The 19,314-nt window shown below is 62.1% G+C and carries 18 protein-coding genes and 1 pseudogene; 8 read left to right on the top strand and 11 right to left on the bottom strand.

Features of this window, described 5'->3' with window-relative positions; translation table 11 throughout:
- The first annotated feature begins 194 nt into the window (after positions 1-194).
- The 5 genes from A9971_RS01150 to fabB all read left to right on the top strand — a co-directional run bounded on the left by A9971_RS01150 (position 195) and on the right by fabB (position 7,143).
- The gene (locus tag A9971_RS01150; protein WP_183000735.1) at positions 195-2,318 is read left to right on the top strand and encodes a TonB-dependent receptor domain-containing protein; all 2,124 of its coding nucleotides are present in this window, start codon (positions 195-197) and stop codon (positions 2,316-2,318) included.
- 1 nt (position 2,319) lies between these two features.
- Positions 2,320-3,249 carry an ABC transporter substrate-binding protein gene (locus A9971_RS01145; RefSeq protein ID WP_183000734.1) on the top strand — a complete coding sequence of 310 codons (930 nt, stop codon included), beginning with the start codon at positions 2,320-2,322 and terminating at the stop codon, positions 3,247-3,249.
- A complete protein-coding gene (locus A9971_RS01140; protein ID WP_015634677.1) occupies positions 3,246-5,147 on the top strand; it encodes an ATP-binding protein in 1,902 nt (633 codons plus the stop codon). The genes A9971_RS01145 and A9971_RS01140 overlap by 4 nt, the downstream gene beginning before the upstream one ends.
- A gap of 248 nt (positions 5,148-5,395) precedes the next feature.
- Positions 5,396-5,911: a 3-hydroxyacyl-[acyl-carrier-protein] dehydratase FabA gene (gene fabA / locus A9971_RS01135; RefSeq protein WP_011060067.1), complete on the top strand. Its 516-nt coding sequence runs from the start codon at positions 5,396-5,398 to the stop codon at positions 5,909-5,911.
- 11 nt (positions 5,912-5,922) lie between these two features.
- Positions 5,923-7,143: a beta-ketoacyl-ACP synthase I gene (gene fabB / locus A9971_RS01130; protein ID WP_011060066.1), complete on the top strand. Its 1,221-nt coding sequence runs from the start codon at positions 5,923-5,925 to the stop codon at positions 7,141-7,143.
- Positions 7,144-7,210: 67 nt separating this feature from the next.
- Here fabB and A9971_RS33070 read toward each other — a convergent pair whose 3' ends face one another.
- From A9971_RS33070 to A9971_RS01115, 4 genes and pseudogenes are all read right to left on the bottom strand, one after another.
- The gene (locus tag A9971_RS33070; RefSeq protein ID WP_404940410.1) at positions 7,211-8,074 is read right to left on the bottom strand and encodes a methyl-accepting chemotaxis protein; all 864 of its coding nucleotides are present in this window, start codon (positions 8,072-8,074) and stop codon (positions 7,211-7,213) included.
- Positions 8,066-8,836, bottom strand: a pseudogene (locus A9971_RS33065) (MCP four helix bundle domain-containing protein); the annotation flags it as partial. The gene A9971_RS33070 and the pseudogene A9971_RS33065, both read right to left, overlap by 9 nt.
- A 139-nt stretch (positions 8,837-8,975) precedes the next feature.
- Positions 8,976-9,440, bottom strand: a complete 465-nt coding sequence (locus A9971_RS01120) for a DUF3859 domain-containing protein (RefSeq protein WP_183000733.1) — start codon at positions 9,438-9,440, stop codon at positions 8,976-8,978.
- 72 nt (positions 9,441-9,512) lie between these two features.
- Entirely contained in the window at positions 9,513-10,487 is a 975-nt protein-coding gene (locus tag A9971_RS01115) for an amidohydrolase family protein (protein WP_370059477.1), read from the bottom strand.
- Between the two features lie 191 nt (positions 10,488-10,678).
- Here A9971_RS01115 and A9971_RS01110 point away from each other — a divergent pair, with 191 nt between their 5' ends.
- Together A9971_RS01110 and A9971_RS01105 are read left to right on the top strand one after the other, a co-directional pair.
- Complete coding sequence (locus tag A9971_RS01110) at positions 10,679-11,095, top strand: OsmC family protein (RefSeq protein WP_011060062.1); 417 nt, start codon at positions 10,679-10,681, stop codon at positions 11,093-11,095.
- 62 nt (positions 11,096-11,157) lie between these two features.
- Positions 11,158-12,030: a pirin family protein gene (locus A9971_RS01105; protein ID WP_183000732.1), complete on the top strand. Its 873-nt coding sequence runs from the start codon at positions 11,158-11,160 to the stop codon at positions 12,028-12,030.
- A gap of 103 nt (positions 12,031-12,133) precedes the next feature.
- On the opposite strand, the gene A9971_RS01100 is transcribed toward A9971_RS01105, so the two are convergent.
- The 4 genes from A9971_RS01100 to A9971_RS01085 all read right to left on the bottom strand — a co-directional run bounded on the left by A9971_RS01100 (position 12,134) and on the right by A9971_RS01085 (position 15,854).
- Positions 12,134-12,862: a dienelactone hydrolase family protein gene (locus tag A9971_RS01100; RefSeq protein WP_015634672.1), complete on the bottom strand. Its 729-nt coding sequence runs from the start codon at positions 12,860-12,862 to the stop codon at positions 12,134-12,136.
- A gap of 71 nt (positions 12,863-12,933) precedes the next feature.
- Complete coding sequence (gene htpG, locus A9971_RS01095) at positions 12,934-14,838, bottom strand: molecular chaperone HtpG (protein ID WP_011060059.1); 1,905 nt, start codon at positions 14,836-14,838, stop codon at positions 12,934-12,936.
- A 90-nt stretch (positions 14,839-14,928) separates the two neighbouring features.
- Positions 14,929-15,381, bottom strand: a complete 453-nt coding sequence (locus A9971_RS01090; RefSeq protein WP_015634670.1) for a PaaI family thioesterase — start codon at positions 15,379-15,381, stop codon at positions 14,929-14,931.
- A complete protein-coding gene (locus tag A9971_RS01085; protein ID WP_183000731.1) occupies positions 15,378-15,854 on the bottom strand; it encodes a PaaI family thioesterase in 477 nt (158 codons plus the stop codon). The genes A9971_RS01090 and A9971_RS01085 overlap by 4 nt, the downstream gene beginning before the upstream one ends.
- 158 nt (positions 15,855-16,012) lie before the next feature.
- On the opposite strand from A9971_RS01085, the gene A9971_RS01080 reads away from it, so the two are divergent.
- Complete coding sequence (locus A9971_RS01080; protein WP_011060058.1) at positions 16,013-16,264, top strand: hypothetical protein; 252 nt, start codon at positions 16,013-16,015, stop codon at positions 16,262-16,264.
- Positions 16,265-16,381: 117 nt separating this feature from the next.
- On the opposite strand, the gene A9971_RS01075 is transcribed toward A9971_RS01080, so the two are convergent.
- The 3 genes from A9971_RS01075 to brnQ form a co-directional block, all read right to left on the bottom strand.
- Positions 16,382-16,855: a hypothetical protein gene (locus A9971_RS01075; protein WP_015634668.1), complete on the bottom strand. Its 474-nt coding sequence runs from the start codon at positions 16,853-16,855 to the stop codon at positions 16,382-16,384.
- A gap of 43 nt (positions 16,856-16,898) precedes the next feature.
- Positions 16,899-17,636 (bottom strand): DUF599 domain-containing protein, encoded by a 738-nt coding sequence (locus A9971_RS01070; RefSeq protein WP_011060056.1) that lies wholly within the window; start codon positions 17,634-17,636, stop codon positions 16,899-16,901.
- Between the two features lie 176 nt (positions 17,637-17,812).
- Positions 17,813-19,126, bottom strand: a complete 1,314-nt coding sequence (gene brnQ, locus A9971_RS01065) for a branched-chain amino acid transport system II carrier protein (protein ID WP_011060055.1) — start codon at positions 19,124-19,126, stop codon at positions 17,813-17,815.
- Positions 19,127-19,314 lie beyond the last annotated feature (188 nt).

Here is a 19,314-nt window from a genome sequence, read left to right as displayed (position 1 = left end):
TGCAATCCGTTAATCCATAGCAGTGGCGATGGCGGCATTATACGGGGCGGTTTTCTCACCACCAGCCCCAGGGGCCATTCAGGCAACCTGTCGGGAACACGTGGAGTCATTCGGGGAATGTCGGGCTTATCGACTGGAAAACTCGACTATCTCGGTTAACATGCGCGCCTTCCATCAAGATTCAAGGCTGTGTCGTGTCCGCTGGCCCCTCACCTCTTCGTCTATCGCTGCTGCTGGGCATGCTGTTCGGCCACTCGGTGCTGGCCGACGATCTGTTCCTGGACGGCACCGCCCTGCCCGAGGTCCTCACCGCCACCCGCCTGAAACAGTCACCTGCCGCGGTTCCCGGCAGCATGACGGTGCTCGACAACGAGTTGATCAAGGCCAGCGGCGCCCGGGACATCAGCGAACTGCTGCGCCTGGTGCCGGGGATGATGGTCGGCGCCATCAGCGGCAACCAGGCCACAGTCAACTACCACGGCACCAACGCCAGCGAAGCCCGGCGCATGCAAGTACTGATCGACGGGCGTTCGGTGTATCGCGCCGGCCTGGCGACAGTGGACTGGAGCGATATCCCGGTGGCCATGGAAGACATCGAGCGCATCGAGGTGTTTCGCGGCCCCAATACCGTCAGCTACGGCGCCAACGCGCTGATGGCGGTGGTCAACATCATCACCCGCGCCCCGGCCAACAGCCATGGCACGCGGGTCAAGCTGACCCGGGGCCAGCGCGGCATCAGCGACTGGTACGCCAGCCAGGGTACCGGCTGGGAAACCGGCGACCTGCGCCTGTCGCTGTCGGGGCAGGAAGATGATGGCTTCGACAAGAATCGCCTGGGGGCCGACTACCGCGACAGCAAGCGCTTGAACCGCTTCAGTCTGTCCGTGAGCCAGATGCTCAATGAACAGCAGAGCATCGACTGGCAGTTGAATGCCAAGGAAGGTGCCAACCAGCGGCCCTATACCTATCAGCCAGTATTTAAAGACTATGCCGAGAAGGGCTATAACTCTGACGTTGTTGCCAAGGACTACGCAGGATCTCTGCGCTGGAATCTGGATATCAATCCACAACACAGCCTTTATATACAGGGCTCGGCCCAACACTGGGACCGCCAGCAGACGTGGAGGGCCTGTGACGCCGCAGTTTCCTTCAGCCCTGAACTGACACGTCTGTGGCAACTCAACCCGTATTACGCCGAGCGCCTGGCGAGGAACATGCCAAGTAACTTGAGCGGCGCGCCGTCGGGAACAGCAGCGGAACGGGCACTGGCAAGCCAAATCATCGATCAATGGAACGCCGGTGGCCAAAATCCCGTCTGCGGCAACATCGACCAGAGCTCTCGGGAAACCCGCTACGACCTGGAGCTGCAGGACACCCTGAGCCTCAGCGACAACCTGCGGCTGGTCAGCGGCATGAACTATCGTTACGACCGGGCCGACTCCGAAACCTACTTCAACGGCACCCTCGACGACACCACCTGGCGCCTATTCGGCCAGCTGGAGTGGCGGGCCAGCGAACATTGGCTGATCCAGGGCGGGGCTATGTACGAAGACACCCAGCTGACCGGCAACTCCCTGACCCCGAGGATCGCGGTCAACTACCTGATCAACCCGCGCCACGGCTTGCGGGCGGTGTATTCGGAAGCCATCCGCTCCCCGGACATGTTCGAGAACAACGTCAACTGGAGCTACCGGGTCACCGGCCTGAGTACCCCGGTCTACGGCCAGAACAGCGCCCAGTACTTCGTCAAGACCCGTGGCCCCGGCAACCTCGACCAGGAGCACATGCGTTCCCGGGAACTGGGCTACAACGGTTACTTCGTCGACCAGGCGCTGAACCTCGACATCAAGCTGTTCTATGACGAAATCACCGGGATGATCAGCGAGCCGCTGCGCAACAACCAGTACATCGCCAGCAACAGCAACGCCTCGCGCTTTGCCGGTACCGAGAGCCAGCTGGACTGGCAACTGAGCCGCGCCGACCGCCTGCGCCTGACCTACGCCTACGTCCATGCCCAGGCCAGCAACCGCCTGGACCAGCGCCTGACCGCCAGCAACAGCGGCTCCGCCGGCTGGCTGCGCAATTGGGGCCAGGGCTGGTCCAGCGCGCTCTTCTACTATGGCGACAGCGCCCTCAACGGCTACCGATTCGAACGGGTCGACACCCGCATCGCCAAGCGCCTGGCCCTGGGCAGCAAGGCCAGCCTGGAACTGGCCGGCACCCTGCAGCAACGGCTCGACCACCAGCCCACCACCTTCGCCGACAATCTCTACGACTCGCGCCACGTGGTCTACTTCAGCGCGGAGCTCGAGTTCTGACATGGGCCACTGTCGGCCCTGGAAGGCCCTGCGCATACATCGTCGCCTGTGCCTGTGCCTGCTGGTACTGGGCATGCTGCTGGGCAGCCCGTTGTGGGCGGCCGATGTGCTGCTCACCGCCAGCGACGACAACAGCAGCGTGCGCACCTTCACCGAAGAACTGGCCGCCCAGCGCCCCCGGGACCAGGTGCGCTTCGTCCCCCTGGCCCAACTGCCGCCGCCGGGCCAGTTGCCCGGCAGCACGCGCCTGATCCTGCTGGACCCGCAAAGCCTCGACTGGCGCCTGCAAGATCCCTTGGGCCCGCCGACCCTGGTCCTGCGCATCAGCCGCCTGCAGGCCCAACAGCGCCTGGCGCAAAGCCCTCATCCACGGTTGAGCCTGCTGTGGAGCGATCCGCCCCTGGAGCGCCAGTTACGCCTGATCCGCAGTGTTCTGCCGCAGGTGCGCCGGGTGGGGGTGCTGTACAGCGCCGACAGTCAGTTCCTGCTCAAGGAACTGCACCTGGCCGCGCAAACCCTGAACATGGAAATCATCGCCGAACCCTGGGACAGCACCAGCGACAGCCGCCCGCTGCAGAACCTGCTGCGCAACAGCGAAGTGCTGCTGGGCCTGGATGATCCGAAGCTGTACAACCCGAAAACCGTGAAGAACCTGCTACTGAGCAGCTACGCCCGGCAACAGGCGCTGATCGGCCCCAATGCCGGCTTCGTCCGGGCCGGCAGCCTGGCCAGCACCTACAGCGACCAGCAGGACTGGCTGCAGACCCTGGACAGCCTGCTCGACCAACCGCCGGCTCGCTGGCCCCGCGCGCTATACCCGACGGCTTTCAAAGTACTGAGCAACCCACAGGTGGCACGCTCGCTGGGCATCGAGGAAATCGACCCGCAGGCCGTTGCGCGCCAGTTGAGTGAAGGAGAGAAGCACCCATGACATTGCGTCGCCGATGGGATATCCAGACCCGCACTCAGCTCATCAGCCTGGGCCCGGCCCTGCTCCTGACCCTGCTGCTGATCAGCTTTTTTACCTTCGTGCGTATCCAGGACTTGCGCCAGGAGCTCAACCACACCGGGCAACTGATCGCCAATCAACTGGCGCCAGCCACCGAGTACGGGGTGATCTCCGGCAACAACGAGGGCCTGGAGAGCCTGCTGCAGGCAACCCTGGCCACACCTCATGTGCACTTCCTGGAAGTGCAGGACAGCGCCAACAACATCCTGGTGTACGTGGAACAGCCCTCGGCCAGCCACAACCACGCGCAGCAAATCAAGGTATTCCAGGCCCCGGTACGCCTGCAGCGCATCCAGGTGCACAACGACTTTCTGCAGAACGACCCGGCCAGCGTGGCCGCCCAGGGCGATGGTTACCTGGGCCGGGTGATCGTCGGCATGTCCAACGACGCCTTCAGCCAGCGCCAGCAGGAAATCCTCCTCAAGGCCGCCATCCTCGCGCTGTTCGCCCTGCTCTTCACCTTCCTCCTGGCCCGGCGCCTGGCGGCCGGCCTGGCACAGCCGATCCGCGCCATGGGCGATGCGGTGAAGGCAATCCAGGAGGGGGATTTCAAGACCCCGCTGCCGATCGTCGACGATGGCGAGCTGGGCAACCTGGCCCGGCACATCAACAACCTCGCCGCCGGCCTGGAACTGGCCAGCCGCGAGCAGCACCAGGCCATGTCCCAGTTGATCCAGACCCGGGAAGAGGCGGAACGGGCGAACAAGGCCAAGTCGGATTTCCTGGCGATGATGAGCCACGAGCTGCGCACACCGATGAACGGTGTACTGGGCATGCTGCAACTGCTGGAAACCACCCAGATGACCCAGGAACAGAGCGAGTACGCGGCGCTGGCGTCGGAATCCACCGAACACCTGCTGAAGGTGATCAACGACATCCTCGACTTCTCCCGCATCGAACGCTCGGCCCTGGAACTGGAGCACATCCCGTTCAACCTTGCCGAACTGATCACCAGCTCGGCCCAGGCCTTCCAGCACAGCGCCCTGCAACGCGGCCTGGACTTGCAACTGCGGCTGCCGCCGGGCATGGAGTCGCTGCAGGTCAAGGGCGACCCGACGCGAATCCGGCAGATCCTGGTCAACCTGATCGGCAACGCCCTGAAATTCACCGAGCAGGGCAGCATCACCATCGAGCCCCAGTGGCAGGCCCTGGATCACGAACTGCTGTGGTTCACCTGCGCAGTGCGCGACAGCGGTATCGGCATCAGCCCGGCCAGCCTGGAGCTGATGTTCGACGCCTTCCAGCAGGCCGACAGTTCGATTTCCCGTCGCTATGGCGGCACCGGCCTGGGCCTGCCCATCGCCCGCACCCTGGCCGAGCGCATGGGTGGCACCCTGCGGGCCCAGAGCGAGGAAGGCCGAGGCTCGGTGTTCACCCTGGAAATCCCCCTGGCGCTGTTCCAGCAGAGCCTGCCGGTACTGGCCCCGCGGGTGAGCAGCAATCAGCACTCCGGTGAAGGCCGCAACGTGCTGCTGGTGGAAGACAACCCGGTGAACCAGACCGTGATCCAGGCCATGCTGCGTAGCCTGGGGTTCACCGTGAGCATCGTCACCGACGGCGCCCAGGCGGTACGCAGTGCCGAAAGCCTGATCTTCGAGGCGATTCTGATGGATTGCCGACTGCCGCTGGTCGACGGCTATGAAGCCACCCGGCAGATCCGCCAACTGCCCGGCTGTGCCGATTTACCGATCATCGCCCTGACCGCCAACGCCTTGCAGGGCGACCGTGAAGCCTGCCTTGCAGCGGGCATGAACGACTACCTGGCCAAGCCTTTCAAGCGCGCGGATCTGCAGCAAATTCTCCAACGTTGGGTGCAATAACCGGCTATTTTCCAACAGCTACGACTGGCGTCATGGGCGAAAGTGCGGCAGTCTTAGGCACCCGACGGGGCCCTGAAAAGGCCCTCAAAAAAAATTTCAGTGCACAAGTGTACATTCATGCCCTTTGCGCTGTGACTTTCACTACAACGCAATAGTCTATGAGTAGGCTGCCGGCTCGAGGCATGAACGCTTCGATCGGCCGGGAAGATTTGCCCAACCCTGCCGCACGGGACTATTGAGGAGCTCGCATGACCAAACAAAACGCCTTTACTCGGGAAGACCTGCTGCGCTGCAGTCGCGGTGAGCTGTTCGGCCCAGGTAACGCGCAACTGCCCGCCCCCAACATGCTGATGGTGGATCGCATCACCCATATCAGCGAAGAGGGTGGCAAGTACGGTAAAGGTGAGTTGGTCGCTGAGCTGGATATCACTCCAGACCTGTGGTTCTTCGCTTGCCACTTCGAAGGCGACCCGGTGATGCCAGGCTGCCTGGGCCTGGATGCCATGTGGCAACTGGTGGGCTTCTTCCTCGGCTGGCAGGGCTTGCCGGGCCGCGGTCGCGCCCTGGGTTCGGGGGAAGTGAAATTCTTCGGCCAGGTCCTGCCGACCGCCAAGAAAGTCACCTATAACATTCACATCAAGCGCGTGCTCAAGGGCAAGCTGAACATGGCCATCGCCGATGGTTCGGTCAGCGTTGACGGCCGCGAAATCTATACCGCCGAAGGCCTCCGGGTCGGCGTGTTTACTTCAACTGACAACTTCTAAGGGTTATCCGCATGCGCCGCGTCGTTATCACAGGTCTTGGCATTGTTTCGTGCCTGGGCAATGACAAAGAGACCGTCTCCGCTAACCTGCGTGCAAGTCGCCCTGGCATCCGCTTCAACCCGGAATATGCCGAAATGGGTCTGCGTAGCCAGGTTTCCGGCTCCATTGACCTGAACCTCGAAGAGCTGATCGACCGCAAGATCTATCGCTTCGTCGGCCACGCGGCGGCTTACGCCTACCTGGCCATGAAAGACGCCATCGCCGACTCCGGCCTGAGCGAAGAACAAGTGTCCAACCCGCGCACCGGCCTGATCGCCGGCTCCGGCGGCGCCTCGACCCTGAACCAGATGGAAGCGCTGGACATCCTGCGCGAGAAAGGCGTCAAGCGCGTTGGCCCATACCGCGTTACGCGGACCATGAGCAGCACCGTTTCCGCCTGCCTGGCCACCCCGTTCAAGATCAAGGGCCTGAACTACTCCATCGCTTCTGCCTGCGCCACCAGTGCTCACTGCATCGGTACCGCCATGGAACAGATCCAGATGGGCAAGCAGGACATCGTCTTCGCCGGTGGCGGTGAAGAAGAGCATTGGACCCAGTCGTTCCTGTTCGACGCCATGGGTGCCCTGTCCACCCAGTACAACGAAACCCCGGAAAAGGCCTCCCGCGCCTACGACGCCAAGCGTGACGGTTTCGTCATCGCCGGCGGTGGCGGCATGGTGGTGGTCGAGGAGCTGGAACACGCTCTGGCCCGTGGCGCCAAGATCTACGCGGAAATCGTCGGCTACGGCGCCACTTCCGATGGCTACGACATGGTGGCTCCAAGCGGCGAAGGTGCAATCCGCTGCATGGAAATGGCCATGTCCACCGTCGACACCCCTATCGACTACCTGAACACCCACGGCACTTCGACCCCGGTCGGCGACGTCGCGGAAATGAAAGGCGTGCGTGAAGTGTTCGGCGACAAGGCCCCGGCCATCAGCTCCACCAAGAGCCTGTCGGGTCACTCCCTGGGCGCTGCCGGCGTTCACGAAGCGATCTACTGCATGCTGATGATGGAAGGCAACTTCATGGCCGGTTCGGCCAACATCGACGAGCTGGATCCGGAAGTGGCCGATATGCCGATCCTGACCAAGACCCGCGAAGACGCCACCATCAACACCGTGATGAGCAACAGCTTCGGCTTCGGTGGCACCAACGCCACCCTGGTCCTGAAGCGCTGGCAGGGCAAGTAAGCCCCACCGCTTCGCCGAATGAAAAAGCCCCGACCGGTTCGGGGCTTTTTTTCGCCTGCCAGAAGGCTCAGACCGAGAAACGCGCCACCATGCTGTTCAGGTCCACCGCCAGGCGCGACAACTCCTGGCTGGCCGCACTGGTCTGATTGGCCCCGGCGGAGGTCTGCAAGGCCAGGTCGCGGATGTTCATCAGGTTGCGGTCCACCTCCCGCGCCACTGCCGCCTGCTGCTCCGAGGCGCTGGCAATGACGATGTTGCGCTCATTGATCTGGGTGAAGGCCGATGCGATTTCCTCCAGCGCCTGTCCTGCCGCCTTGGCCACCTCCAGGGTCGAATGGGCGCGGTTGTTGCTCTGCTGCATGGAACTGACGGCCTGGTCGGTGCCCTGCTGGATACCGCCGATCATCTGCTCGATTTCCTGGGTCGACTGCTGGGTCCGATGAGCCAGGGCCCGGACTTCATCGGCCACCACTGCGAACCCGCGTCCCGCATCCCCGGCCCGTGCCGCCTCGATGGCCGCGTTCAACGCCAGCAGGTTGGTCTGCTCGGCAATGGAACGGATCACCTCCAGTACCTTGCTGATGCCATAGACCTTCTGCGCCAGATCCTCCACCTGGCTGGCATTGGCCGTCACGTCCTGCGCCAGCGACTCAATCGAGAGCACCGTCTGGTGCACCTGCTCGCGCCCGTGCTGGGCGATGCGGTCGGACTCCCGCGAGGCCTCGGACGTGGCCACTGCGTTACTGGCCACCTCCTCCACCGCTGCGGTCATCTGGTTTACCGCCGTGGCCGCCTGTTCGATCTCCAGGCTCTGCTGATGCAGGCCACGGGTCGCATCCTCGGTGACACAACTGAGCTCTTCCGAGGCCGAGGCCAGCTGGCTGGATGAATCGGAGATGCGCCGGATGGTTTCCCGCAGGCTGTGCTGCATGGCCTTGAGCGCGTGCAGCAGCCGCGCCGGCTCGTCCCTGCCGGTCACCGTGATAGTGCCGGTCAGATCGCCGCCGGCCACCACTTCGGCCACATTCAACGACTGCGCCAGAGGCAGGACGATACTGCGGGTCAACAACAGGGCCAGGCCGATGGTAACCAGCGCCGCCAGGGCAATCATGCCGATCACCCATACCCGCGACTTGCTGAACACCGCCTGGGCCAGATCGGTGGCATGGGTCGCGCTTTGCTTGTTCAGCTCCACCAGCTCGTGCAGGGTCGCGGCCATCTCATCGGCCAGCTGGTTCATTTCGCCATTGACCACCTTGACCGCTTCCTCCAGCTGGTTCTGGCTGGAGAGCTGCATGACCCGTTCCTGGCGTTGCAGGTACTGTTTTTCGATGGTCTTGAAACGATCGAACAGGACCCGCTCCTGGGGCAGGAGGATCAAGGATTCGTAGCGGCTCTGGGCAACCCCCAGGACACTCTTGATCTCGTTGATCTTGTTTTCGTTCTGGGTGATCGCCTGCGGGTCGCGATTGATCAACAGCCGCAGGGTCAGGGCGCGAATGCGCAGCAGGTCCTGGTTCATTTCCCCTACGGACATCACGCTGGGCAGCCAATTGCTTTCCACTTCATCGGACTGCTGGCGCATATTGCCCATCTGCATCAAGGCGAATGCCCCCAGGGCAAACACCATCAACGCCAGCAAGCCGAAACCCAGGCTCGCCCGTAACGCAATGTTCAGACTTCTAAGACTCATTCCTCTGGCTCCTTCCTAGAGCGCTGCAAGAACTTGCAGCAGGGTGCTCTTAGACGGTATCGGGCCATTGGAAAATTGCGTAAGACAAAAACGTGATATCAAAACGCCCTAGCACTCCAATACTTGGGCGTAAAACGATTCAGCGCACAGAAAATCGCTGTTCTGCCAACAATCGGTCGCCCTGGAAGACCATGAAACGCCACTCGCCCGGGACCACCTCATGGCTTTCGGTGAACTCATAGGCCATCACGTCCTGGGGAGCGTTGGGCACCAGTTTCTGAGTGATTTCGAACTTGTCATGGCGTACCCCGTCCGGCGTACGGATGCCCGGCGTCAGGTAAAGAAGAGTCAGGGGCTGATCTTCGGCCACCTTGCCCAGCAACTGGTAACGCATGCCGAACTTGGTCCCCAGCCTGGCGGACACCACGGAGGTCTGCTGGATCTTCTCGTTGCTGCGGCGCAGCACCCGCTCCCCCGATTGCAGCTCGGCCTTGGGACCTTCGAACACGCCGTATTCCACCGGCCCTTCGACACGGACTTCGGCGCTGGCCAGGCCACTGAAGATCATCAGCGCCGCCAGTGCGCTTAAACGAGTGAGGTGCATATCGCGCTCCTTGATTGAGATGGCGCGAGCTTATGAAGCAGGCATGACAGGCTGATGACAGTCTGGCGCCTGCTAGGGACGATGGTTGGCGGGAAGGATGGCGAGGAAATTGTCATGGGCCACCTTGCGTGCCACCTCCTGCGGCAAGGCGTCAAGAAAGCCATCGAACCCCCGCAGCTCGCTCCCCAGTTTGTTGAAGCGCCCGACCACGTCCGAACCCAGCATGAAGCGCTCCGGGAAGCGCTCCACCAGCTGCAGCCAGGCCGGGTCGGGGTTGCCCTGCTTATCCAGCAGATAGGGCGTGAGCAGGCTCCAGGACAGGTCGATGTAGAGGTTGGGGTAGCTCTCCAGCAGCCGCGTCAGGGTCGGCAGCAGGAACTCCAGCCGGGTCTGGTGACGATGGATCTCGGCACTGGTGCCGGCATGGGCCCAGATAAAACGCGTATGGGGGTGATTGCGCAGCGGCTCTTCGATTTCCGCCAGGTACAGCGGATTGCGCTCGCGCTTGGAGGTGATGTTGGAGTGCAGCATGACCGGCAGGTCGTTCTCGGCCGCCAGGTGATAGACCTTGGTCATCGCCTCATTATTGGCCCGCGGCGTGTCGCCGGCGGTCAGCGCGGTGAGATCGTCGTGCCGGGTGAAGACCTCGCCGATGCCCTGCCACAGCCCCGGGTCGAGATCGAGCATGCGCTGGATATGCGCCGCGGAGTTCTTGTCGTTGGGGTTGAACCCCGAAAGGAACGGATGAAAGCGCCGACGCTGCTCGGCCGGCAGCTTTTTCACCGCTGCGGCCACCAGCACGTCGGTGGCGCTGTACCAGTAGGCCGCGGCATCGTCCCCGGCGTAGTAGCGCGGGCGCTTGGGCTCATCCTCGTGCCATTTCTTGGCCACCGGAATCCCGGCAATCATCACCTGCTCGATGCGGTTGTCATCCATGGCCTTGAGCAAGGCTTCCATGCCCGCGGTTTCCTGGAAGAAGTCCACGTAATGCAGGTGCGCGTCGCTGTACACATAGTCACGCGCCTGGGCCACCGCCAGCGGCAGCATCAGCAGCGCCCACAAACAGCTTGCTTGAACAGGGTTCCAGTGCACCGGGCCGCCTCCCATGGATCGAAGCAGGATAGACCGCGACGCCGAGCCGCAGGTTCAGAAAAAGGGGAACGCCCGCGCTTCGATATGCTCTATAACTTCAGCACCCTTACAGCCTGATCCTTATTCATCACTGCCTGAGGTTTGCCATGACCATCACCGTCAATACCGAGTCCAGCGAAGGTTTCCGCCACAGCATCCAGGTCGACGACCACCAGTTGTTCACCGACCTGCCCAAGTCCGCCGGTGGCGAAGGCACCGCCCCCGAGCCCCATGACTACTTCGATGCCGCCCTGGGCGCCTGCAAGGCCCTGACCCTCAAGCTCTACGCGCAGAAGAAGAACATCCCGCTGACCGGGGTCACCGTGGAGATCAAGCACGACAACAGCGAAGAGCAGAAGGGCAAGTACGCCCTGCATGTGAAACTGACCCTCAAGGGCGTGCTCACCGACGCCCAGCGTGATGAGCTGCACCGGGTGGCCGACCGTTGCCCGATCCACAAGCTGATGACCACCAGCGAAGTCAGCATCGAGACCCACCTCTCCGAAGGTGCCTTCAGCCAGTAGCGGCAAGGCTGGCACAAGCGGGTTATGCTCCCGGGCATAACCCGATCAGCCTGGAATCCGCCATGAACTCCCCCCTCGTGATCCGTCCCCGTGCCGAGGACGTTGAAGGCCAACCCATCCTGCGCCCCCTGCCTTCGGCCCAGTGCCGCAGTGTCGGGCCTTTCGTGTTCTTCGACCACATGCTGGAAACCCGCTACCCGCCGGGCAAGGGCATGAATATCCGCCAGCATCCGCATATCGGCCTCTCCACCCTGACCTACCTGTTCGCCGGGCAGATCCAGCACAAGGACAGCCTGGGCTCCGACCAGATCGTGGGCGCCGGGGACGTCAGCTGGATGACCGCCGGCAGCGCCATCGCCCATGTCGAGCGCACGCCAGCGCCCTTGCAGGCCCAGGGGTTTGCCATGCACGGCCTGCAGGTCTGGCTGGCCTCGCCCAAAGAACAGGAGCTGGGCCCGGGGCACTACAGCCATCACCCGGCCAACAGCCTGCCGGTGAGCGACAACCTGGGGGTGAGCATTCGGATGATTGCCGGCAGCGGTTTCTGCCTGGAGTCGCCGGTGCCGGTGCTCTCCCCCACCCTGTATGCCGAGCTGCGGCTGCAGACCGCCACCAGCCTGCTGATTCCCACCGAGCATCAACAGCGTGCGCTGTATGTACTGGAGGGCGAGGCACAACTGGACGGCGAGCCATTACCCGTGCACTCGCTGGTGGTATTGCCAGAGGGGGAGAACGCCACGCTGTTCGCCGAGAGCGATTGCCATGCGGTGCTGATCGGCGGCGCCGCCCTGGACGGCCCGCGGCGGATCAACTGGAACTTCGTCGCCAGCGATCCACTGTTGATCGATGAAGCTCGCAGACGCTGGGCCGCCGGGGACTGGCCGCAGGTGCCGGGAGAAAGCGAGCGCATCGAATTGCCACCCGTCCGCCACTGATCGGTAGGGGCCGGTTTGCCGGCGAACAGGCCCGTGAGTCTGGCGTTGCTCTCACTGACGCCTTCGCTGGCAAGCCAGCTCCTACGGGATCAGGGTCGGTGGGTCAGCCGCTAAAGACTTCGTCCAGCAGGTAATGCATGGTGGCGAAGGCCCGGGCCGAGGTCTTGGCGTCGTACATCATCTTGCCCGGCAGGTTGGCGTGGGTGTCGGTGAAGGAATGCACCGCGCCACCGTAGCTGACCAGTTGCCAGTCCACTCCCGCGGCGTCCATTTCCGCTTCGAAGGCCGGCAGTTGCTCCTTGGCCACGAACGGGTCCGCCGCGCCGTGCAGTACCAGTACCGAGCCCTTGATGTTGTTGGCATCGGCAGGGTTGGGGGTGTCCAGGGTGCCGTGGAACGACACCGCCGCCTTCACCGGCGCGCCACTGCGGGCCAGTTCCAGGGCGCAGCAGCCGCCAAAGCAGAAGCCGAAGGTGGCCAGCCTGGAGGTGTCCACCGCGGCTTCGCCCTGGCTCTGCAAGGCCGCAAAGGCCGCCTGCATGCGCTTGCGCAACAACGCCCGATCATCCTTGAGCGGCATCATCGCGGCACCGGCCTGGCTCGCATCGCCGGGGCGCAGCGACTGGCCATACAGATCGGCGATCAGCACCACATAACCCTTGGCCGCCACCGCCTCGGCGATCTTCTCCGCGCCGGCGCTGACACCCATCCAGTTCGGCGCCATCAGCAACCCCGGACGCGCAGCTTTATGGGCGGCATCGAAGGCCAGGCGGCCTTCATAGGGCTGGCCATCGATCTGATAGACCACGGAACGCACTGTGATTTGACTCATGACTCAGCTTCTCCAGTAGGGGGACACCAGAATGAAAAAACCCGCCGAAGCGGGTTTTTCTTGCAACGTGGTTAAACCGACAGCTCCACCAGCAGCTTGTTCAGCCGGCGCACATAGGCCGCCGGATCCTTCAAGCTGTCACCGGCCGCCAGGGCCGCCTGATCGAAGAGAATGTGCGACAGGTCGCCAAAGCGCTCTTCGCTCTGCTCGCCGTCGAGTTTCTCGATCAGCGGGTGAGTCGGGTTGAACTCGAAGATCGGCTTGGAATCCGGAACCTTCTGCCCGCTGGCTTCAAGGATCTGACGCATTTGCAGCCCCAGGTCCTGCTCGCCAATGGCCAGGATCGCCGGCGAGTCGGTCAGGCGGTGGGAGACCCGCACTTCGCTGACGCTCTCGCCCAGGGCGGTCTTGATCCGCTCAACCAGGCCTTCCTTGGTCTTGGCGACTTCCTCGGCAGCCTTCTTGTCCTCTTCGGAGTCGAGGTTGCCCAGGTCCAGGTCGCCGCGCGCCACGTCGACAAAGCTCTTGCCGTCGAACTCGTTGAGGTAGCTCATCAGCCACTCGTCGATACGGTCGGTGAGCAGCAGCACTTCGATGCCTTTCTTGCGGAAGACTTCCAGGTGCGGGCTGTTCTTCACCTGGGCGTAGGATTCGCCGGTGAGGAAGTAGATCTTGTCCTGGCCTTCCTTGGCGCGAGCCAGGTAGTCGGCCAAGGAGACATTCTGCTCGCCGTCGTCGCCCTGGGTGGAGGCGAAGCGCAGCAGGCCGGCGATCTTCTCCTTGTTGGCGAAGTCCTCGGCCGGGCCTTCCTTCATCACCTGGCCGAAGTTCTTCCAGAAGCCCTTGTATTGCTCGGGTTCGTTCTTCGCCAGTTTCTCCAGCATGTCGAGGACACGCTTGGTCAGCGCCGACTTCATCGAGTCGATGATCGGGTCTTTCTGCAGGATTTCCCGCGAGACGTTCAGCGACAGGTCGTTGGAGTCCACCACGCCCTTGATGAAACGCAGGTACAGCGGCAGGAACGACTCGGCCTGATCCATGACGAACACGCGCTGCACGTAGAGCTTGAGGCCCTTGGGCGCTTCACGCTGGTACAGGTCGAACGGCGCGCGAGCCGGTACGTAGAGCAGCGAGCTGTACTCCAGCTTGCCTTCGACCTTGTTGTGGCTCCAGCTCAGCGGGTTTTCGAAGTCATGGGCGATGTGCTTGTAGAACTCCTGGTATTCCTCGTCCTTGATCTCGGTACGCGGACGGGTCCACAGGGCACTGGCGCGGTTGACGGTTTCCCACTCCAGCGCAGGTTTCTCTTCGCCTTCAGCGGCAGCGGCTTCTTTGGGCAGCTCGATCGGCAGCGCGATGTGGTCGGAGTACTTCTTGATGATGTTGCGCAGGCGCCAGCCATCGGCGAACTCGTCTTCACCGGATTTCAGGTGCAGGACGATGCGGGTACCGCGCTCGGCCTTGTCGATGGTCGCAACTTCGAACTCGCCTTCGCCCTTGGACGACCAGTGCACGCCTTCGCTGGCAGGCAGGCCGGCACGGCGGCTGAACACTTCAACCTGGTCGGCCACGATAAAGGCGGAGTAGAAGCCGACACCGAACTGACCGATCAGGTGCGAATCCTTCTTCTGGTCGCCAGTGAGGTTCTTCATGAAATCGGCGGTGCCGGATTTGGCGATGGTCCCCAGGTGGGTGATCACATCTTCTCGGCTCATGCCGATACCGTTGTCTTCGAGGGTGACGGTTTTCGCGTCCTTGTCGAAGCTCACACGGATTTTCAGTTCGGCGCCACCTTCCAGCAACTCGGGCTTGGACAGGGCTTCGAAGCGCAATTTGTCGACGGCGTCAGAGGCGTTCGAGATCAATTCGCGAAGGAAGATTTCCTTGTTGGAATACAGCGAATGGATCATGAGGTGCAGCAGTTGCTTCACCTCGGTCTGGAAGCCCAGGGTTTCCTTTTGAGTTTCCACACTCATGGTCATCAAACTCCAATCAGATGGCATTGGCCGCGTTCCGGGAGCGGAGGGCGGCGGGATGACATGAAAGTGGGGGTCGCTCGCTGGATTTCAAGGGCCGGTGCTCTCTTCGATCTTGAAATGTGCGCGAGCGGTGGCAATCGACTCCTCGGCAGTGCTCTGCCAGGCGGTGATGGCGACATTGGCCACCCTTCTGCCCTGCCGGCATACCTGGCAGCGGGCAAAGGTGTCGCGAAACTGCCCGGCGCGCAGGTAGTCGAGGGAAAAGTCGATGATTTTCGGCACCCCGGGCGAGCCGGTGAGAATCAGCAAATGCAAGGCGGCCGCCAGTTCCATGAAACCGGCGATCACTCCACCGTGCAGGGCTGGAAGCAGAGGGTTGCCGATATTGTCCTTGTTGGCCGGCAGGCGAAACAGCAGTTCATCTCCCAGTTGCGTGCACTCGATGCCAATCAGCTTCGCGTAGGGGATCTGCTCCAGCAACGCGGTGTAATCGCCCTGCTGGCGAGCCTGCTCCAGGAGTGCTCGAAGGTCCGTGCTCATGCCCGCTCCCCCTTGATTGAGCTGGCCAGCCCGCGGCTGCCCTTGAGCCCCCGGCCCATGCGCATGAAAGTGCCGAATACATGAGCCACGGGACGCTCGGGATCATCCTGATAGGCAAAGCCGCGGGTAAAGATCACATCGGTGGTGACCCGGTAACACTGGGCAAAGCCGTGCACGTCATGATGAGGGACCGCCGGATGCATATAGTCTATGCGCAGGTCCAGGGTCGGACACACCTCGAACTCCGGCAGCACGCAAAGCGTGGCCATGCCACAGGCGCTGTCCATCAGCGTGGTCAGGGCACCGCCGTGAATGATCCCGGTTTGCGGGTCGCCGACAATCTGCGGACTGTAGGGCAAGGTCAGGGTCAGGCCCTCTTCAGAGGCGCTATGTACCCGGATGCCCAGCACCTGACAGTGGCGCAAGGCGGAAAGAAAGCGCGCCGCACGCTCAGAAATAGGGTTTTGCGCCATGGGATTTATCTCTTTTTATTGTCGGGAATGTGCGTTGAATGAAGCAGGCAAAAGTTCCATGAAATGACTACTTAATATATCTGTGAGTCTCAAGGAACTTAAATCACAAGGCCATGATCGAAAGGCCAGTAGATATCTTCACTAAGGAGAAACACCCCATGCGTAAGACTTTAGCTATTGCCCTGATGCTGACCGCTTCCCTCGGTCTGGCTGCCTGCGACAAAAAATCCGAGGACAAAGCTCAAGATGCCAATCAACATGCTGAGCAAGCCCAACAGAAAATGAACGAAGCTCAGGATAAAGTGAACGACGCGGCAAAAGAAAACGCCGAAGCAGCCAAAGATCAGGCTGAATCCAACAAGGCTGCTGCTGAAGAAAGCGCCAAGGAAGCAGCTCCTAAAACCAACTAAGTCGGTTTTAGCGCAACAAAGAACAAAGCCCGCCAAGTGCGGGCTTTTTCTTGCTCGTAAAACAGTCGCTCAATACAACAGTGCTTAGTTGCCGGGCAAGCAACTAAGCGTTGAAGATCAGCCGCCTGCCCCCAGGAACAATTCGTCCTGGCGGGGCTCTGCCTGCAACGGCTGCATTGGCACCGACTCATTGCCCGGGGACTCCAGTGCATAGTGCAAGGGGCTGGAAATGGGCAGCAACCTGATGGGAAAGTCGTAGTGGGCGGTAAAAGGCGCCAGCCATTGGCGGGACTGGTAATCCGCTGCCGCGATACTCATGAAGCAAGGGTGCGGGATGTCCTGCGGCGAACGCCCGGCCAGCAACATGACCCATTCCCAGTCAGTTGCCGCTTCGACCTTGAAGCTCCCGTCATCGGCCGTCAGGAACTGTGCGCCACACAAGGCGCCCTTGGCCCCGGCGATCGGCACGCCGCTCAATGCATCTACCACCCTGCCCCGGGCTTCGCCATTCAGATACAGGGTTTGCGCCCTGCAGCCCGACAACAGGAAGAACCCCAGGCACAGGTACTTCAGGGCACGCGAACTGCTCATTGGCCAACTCCTTTCAACCGTTCAATCGATCAGCCATCAACGCTCAGGCTGCATCTTTGGGGCTATCGACCACAGGTTGTTCTGTCGGTGTATAGACCATGACTTCAAGTACATCGGAGTGGAACTCCCGCCGATACAGGACAAACACCACACCCGCGCTCATCAGCATGAATAACCAGGGGCTGACGAACCAGGCCAGCATGGTCATGCCGAAGTAATAGGAACGCAATCCGAAGTTGAACTGGTTAGCCGCCATGGAAATTACCCGAGCCGCTCGCGATGCAAAAGCCTTGCGCTCCTGCTCGGAAACATGACGCTCGCCGATCATTGGCGCCGACCCCACCAGCACTGCGGCGAAGTTGTACTGGCGCATGCACCAGCTGAAGGTAAAGAAGGCATAGACGAACACCAGCGCCAGGCACAGCAGCTTGATTTCCGACATGCCCTGGGATGCCTGCTGGACCATGGGAATGTCCGCCAACAGCGACACTGCACGCTCCGAGGCGCCCAGCACGGTGAGAATGCCCGCTAGGATGATCAGGGTGCTGGAGGCGAAGAACGAGGCATTGCGCTCCAGGTTGCCGATCACGCTGGCATCGGCGATGCGGTTGTCCCGCAGCAGCATGCGGCGCATCCAGTCCTCGCGATACAGGTGCAGGACGCTGGCCAGGCACGCGGTGTCCCTTCCCTTCCAACTGGCGTAGCGGGTATAGCCACCCCAGCAGACGACGAACCACAGGGCGGCCAGTAGGTGGATCAGGTTGGCTTGAACGAACGACATGCAAATTCCTGTAAGGCGTTGGCAGAAGACAAAAGCAAAGGGCACTGCTTCGACGCCCCGCAGGGGAAAAAGACACCGCTGTACGCCCATAAAAAATGCCCCGCATCCATCGATGCGGGGCATTTTTTAGGGGGCTCGGGGGCCGCTTGTGGCGACCCCGGGCCATCAACTTCAGGTCAGGCCAGGGCTTCGCTGCGCTTGCCCAGCAGGCGATCGCAGATCACTGCCACCACCAGCACGATCACCGACGGCACCAGCCACGCCAGGCCCTGCTCGCTCAGCGGCAAGTGCGACAGCTGGGTTGGCATCCAGCCGGCCAGGCCCGCGCCCTTGAGGGCATCGATCAGGCCGAACACGAAGGACACCAGCATCACCGGGCCGACGATACGGCGCTGGTCCTGCCAGAAGTCCTTGCAGAAGCTCAGGGCCACCAGGGCGATGCACGGCGGGTAAATCGCGGTCAGCACCGGGATCGAGAACGCGATCAGCTTGGTCAGGCCCAGGTTCGATACCAGCAGCGAGAACGCCGCGAGGATCACCACCAGCGTCTTGTAGGACAGCGGCAGGACGCGGCTGAAGTACTCGGCGCAGGCGCAGGTCAGGCCCACGGCGGTCACCAGGCAGGCCAGGGAGATCAGCACCGCGAGGAAACCGCTGCCCAGGGAACCGAAGGTGTGCTGCACATAAGCGTGCAATACCGCGGCGCCGTTGCTGGCACCGGCGGCCACTTCATGGCTGCCCGAGCCCAGGCGGAACAGGCTGACGTAGACCAGCGCCAGGCCGACCCCGGCGATCAGGCCGGCGATCACGGCATAACGGGTAATGAGCCGAGGCGACTCGACCCCGCGGGAACGGATGGCATTGACGATGACGATGCCGAACACCAGCGCGCCCAAGGTATCCATGGTCAGGTAACCATTGATGAAGCCCTGGGAGAACGGTGCTGCAACGTACTCGGGAGTGGCGGTGCCGATGTCGCCGGCGGGCAAGGCAAAGGCCGCAATGCCCAGCACAGCCAGGGCGATGATCTTCAGCGGCGCCAGGAAGCGTCCGACGGTGTCCAGCAGCCGGCCCGGGTACAGGGAGATGAAGAACACCAGCAGGAAGTACACCGAACTGTAGAGGAACAGGGCCAGCGGGCTTTCGCCGGTCAACGGCGCCAGGCCCACTTCAAAGGACACGGTAGCGGTACGTGGCGTGGCGAACAGCGGGCCTACCGCCAGGTAGCAGACCGCAGCCAGCAGGCCACCGGCCAGCTTGCCGATAGGCGTGCTCAGCGCGTCCATGGCACCGCCGACCTTGGCCAGGGCAACCACGGTGATCACCGGCAGACCGACCGCGGTGATCAGGAAGCCCAGCGCCGCCATCCAGACATGGGGTCCGGACTGCAGGCCGACGATAGGCGGGAAAATGATGTTGCCGGCCCCGACGAACAGGGCAAAAGTCATAAAGCCGAGTGCCAGGATGTCCTGGCCTTTCAACACTTTCATTAAGGAAATACCACACTACTGAATCGGAATTTAGAGAGGGATTTCCCTTATGGGTGAGGGAAATGCTGTCAGTCCGTATAAGACTGACCCGTTTAGCGCGCAGCGACCTTGTGGGCAGCAGACGCAAAAAGAGGCGGCTAGATTACAGAATCGGTAAGACAAGCGCACTGTTCCAGGGCGAACTATCC

Origin of the sequence: Pseudomonas sp. UME65, assembly GCF_014170225.1 — a bacterium.
Classification (GTDB): domain Bacteria; phylum Pseudomonadota; class Gammaproteobacteria; order Pseudomonadales; family Pseudomonadaceae; genus Aquipseudomonas; species Aquipseudomonas protegens.
The sequence above is the reverse complement of the archived record's forward strand: the minus strand, read 5'-3'. Positions and strand labels throughout refer to the sequence as shown.

Coding starts and splice junctions, on each gene's coding strand:
- A9971_RS01140 (WP_015634677.1), top strand. CDS start 3,246: ATGACATTGCGTCGCCGATGGGATATCCAGACCCGCACTCAGCTCATC.
- A9971_RS01085 (WP_183000731.1), bottom strand. CDS start 15,854: ATGGCGCAAAACCCTATTTCTGAGCGTGCGGCGCGCTTTCTTTCCGCC.
- fabA (WP_011060067.1), top strand. CDS start 5,396: ATGACCAAACAAAACGCCTTTACTCGGGAAGACCTGCTGCGCTGCAGT.
- A9971_RS01115 (WP_370059477.1), bottom strand. CDS start 10,487: ATGCTGCCGCTGGCGGTGGCCCAGGCGCGTGACTATGTGTACAGCGAC.
- A9971_RS01145 (WP_183000734.1), top strand. CDS start 2,320: ATGGGCCACTGTCGGCCCTGGAAGGCCCTGCGCATACATCGTCGCCTG.
- A9971_RS33070 (WP_404940410.1), bottom strand. CDS start 8,074: ATGCAGCACAGCCTGCGGGAAACCATCCGGCGCATCTCCGATTCATCC.
- A9971_RS01105 (WP_183000732.1), top strand. CDS start 11,158: ATGAACTCCCCCCTCGTGATCCGTCCCCGTGCCGAGGACGTTGAAGGC.
- fabB (WP_011060066.1), top strand. CDS start 5,923: ATGCGCCGCGTCGTTATCACAGGTCTTGGCATTGTTTCGTGCCTGGGC.
- A9971_RS01110 (WP_011060062.1), top strand. CDS start 10,679: ATGACCATCACCGTCAATACCGAGTCCAGCGAAGGTTTCCGCCACAGC.
- A9971_RS01075 (WP_015634668.1), bottom strand. CDS start 16,855: ATGAGCAGTTCGCGTGCCCTGAAGTACCTGTGCCTGGGGTTCTTCCTG.
- A9971_RS01090 (WP_015634670.1), bottom strand. CDS start 15,381: ATGAGCACGGACCTTCGAGCACTCCTGGAGCAGGCTCGCCAGCAGGGC.
- A9971_RS01120 (WP_183000733.1), bottom strand. CDS start 9,440: ATGCACCTCACTCGTTTAAGCGCACTGGCGGCGCTGATGATCTTCAGT.
- A9971_RS01100 (WP_015634672.1), bottom strand. CDS start 12,862: ATGAGTCAAATCACAGTGCGTTCCGTGGTCTATCAGATCGATGGCCAG.
- A9971_RS01080 (WP_011060058.1), top strand. CDS start 16,013: ATGCGTAAGACTTTAGCTATTGCCCTGATGCTGACCGCTTCCCTCGGT.
- A9971_RS01070 (WP_011060056.1), bottom strand. CDS start 17,636: ATGTCGTTCGTTCAAGCCAACCTGATCCACCTACTGGCCGCCCTGTGG.
- htpG (WP_011060059.1), bottom strand. CDS start 14,838: ATGAGTGTGGAAACTCAAAAGGAAACCCTGGGCTTCCAGACCGAGGTG.
- brnQ (WP_011060055.1), bottom strand. CDS start 19,126: ATGAAAGTGTTGAAAGGCCAGGACATCCTGGCACTCGGCTTTATGACT.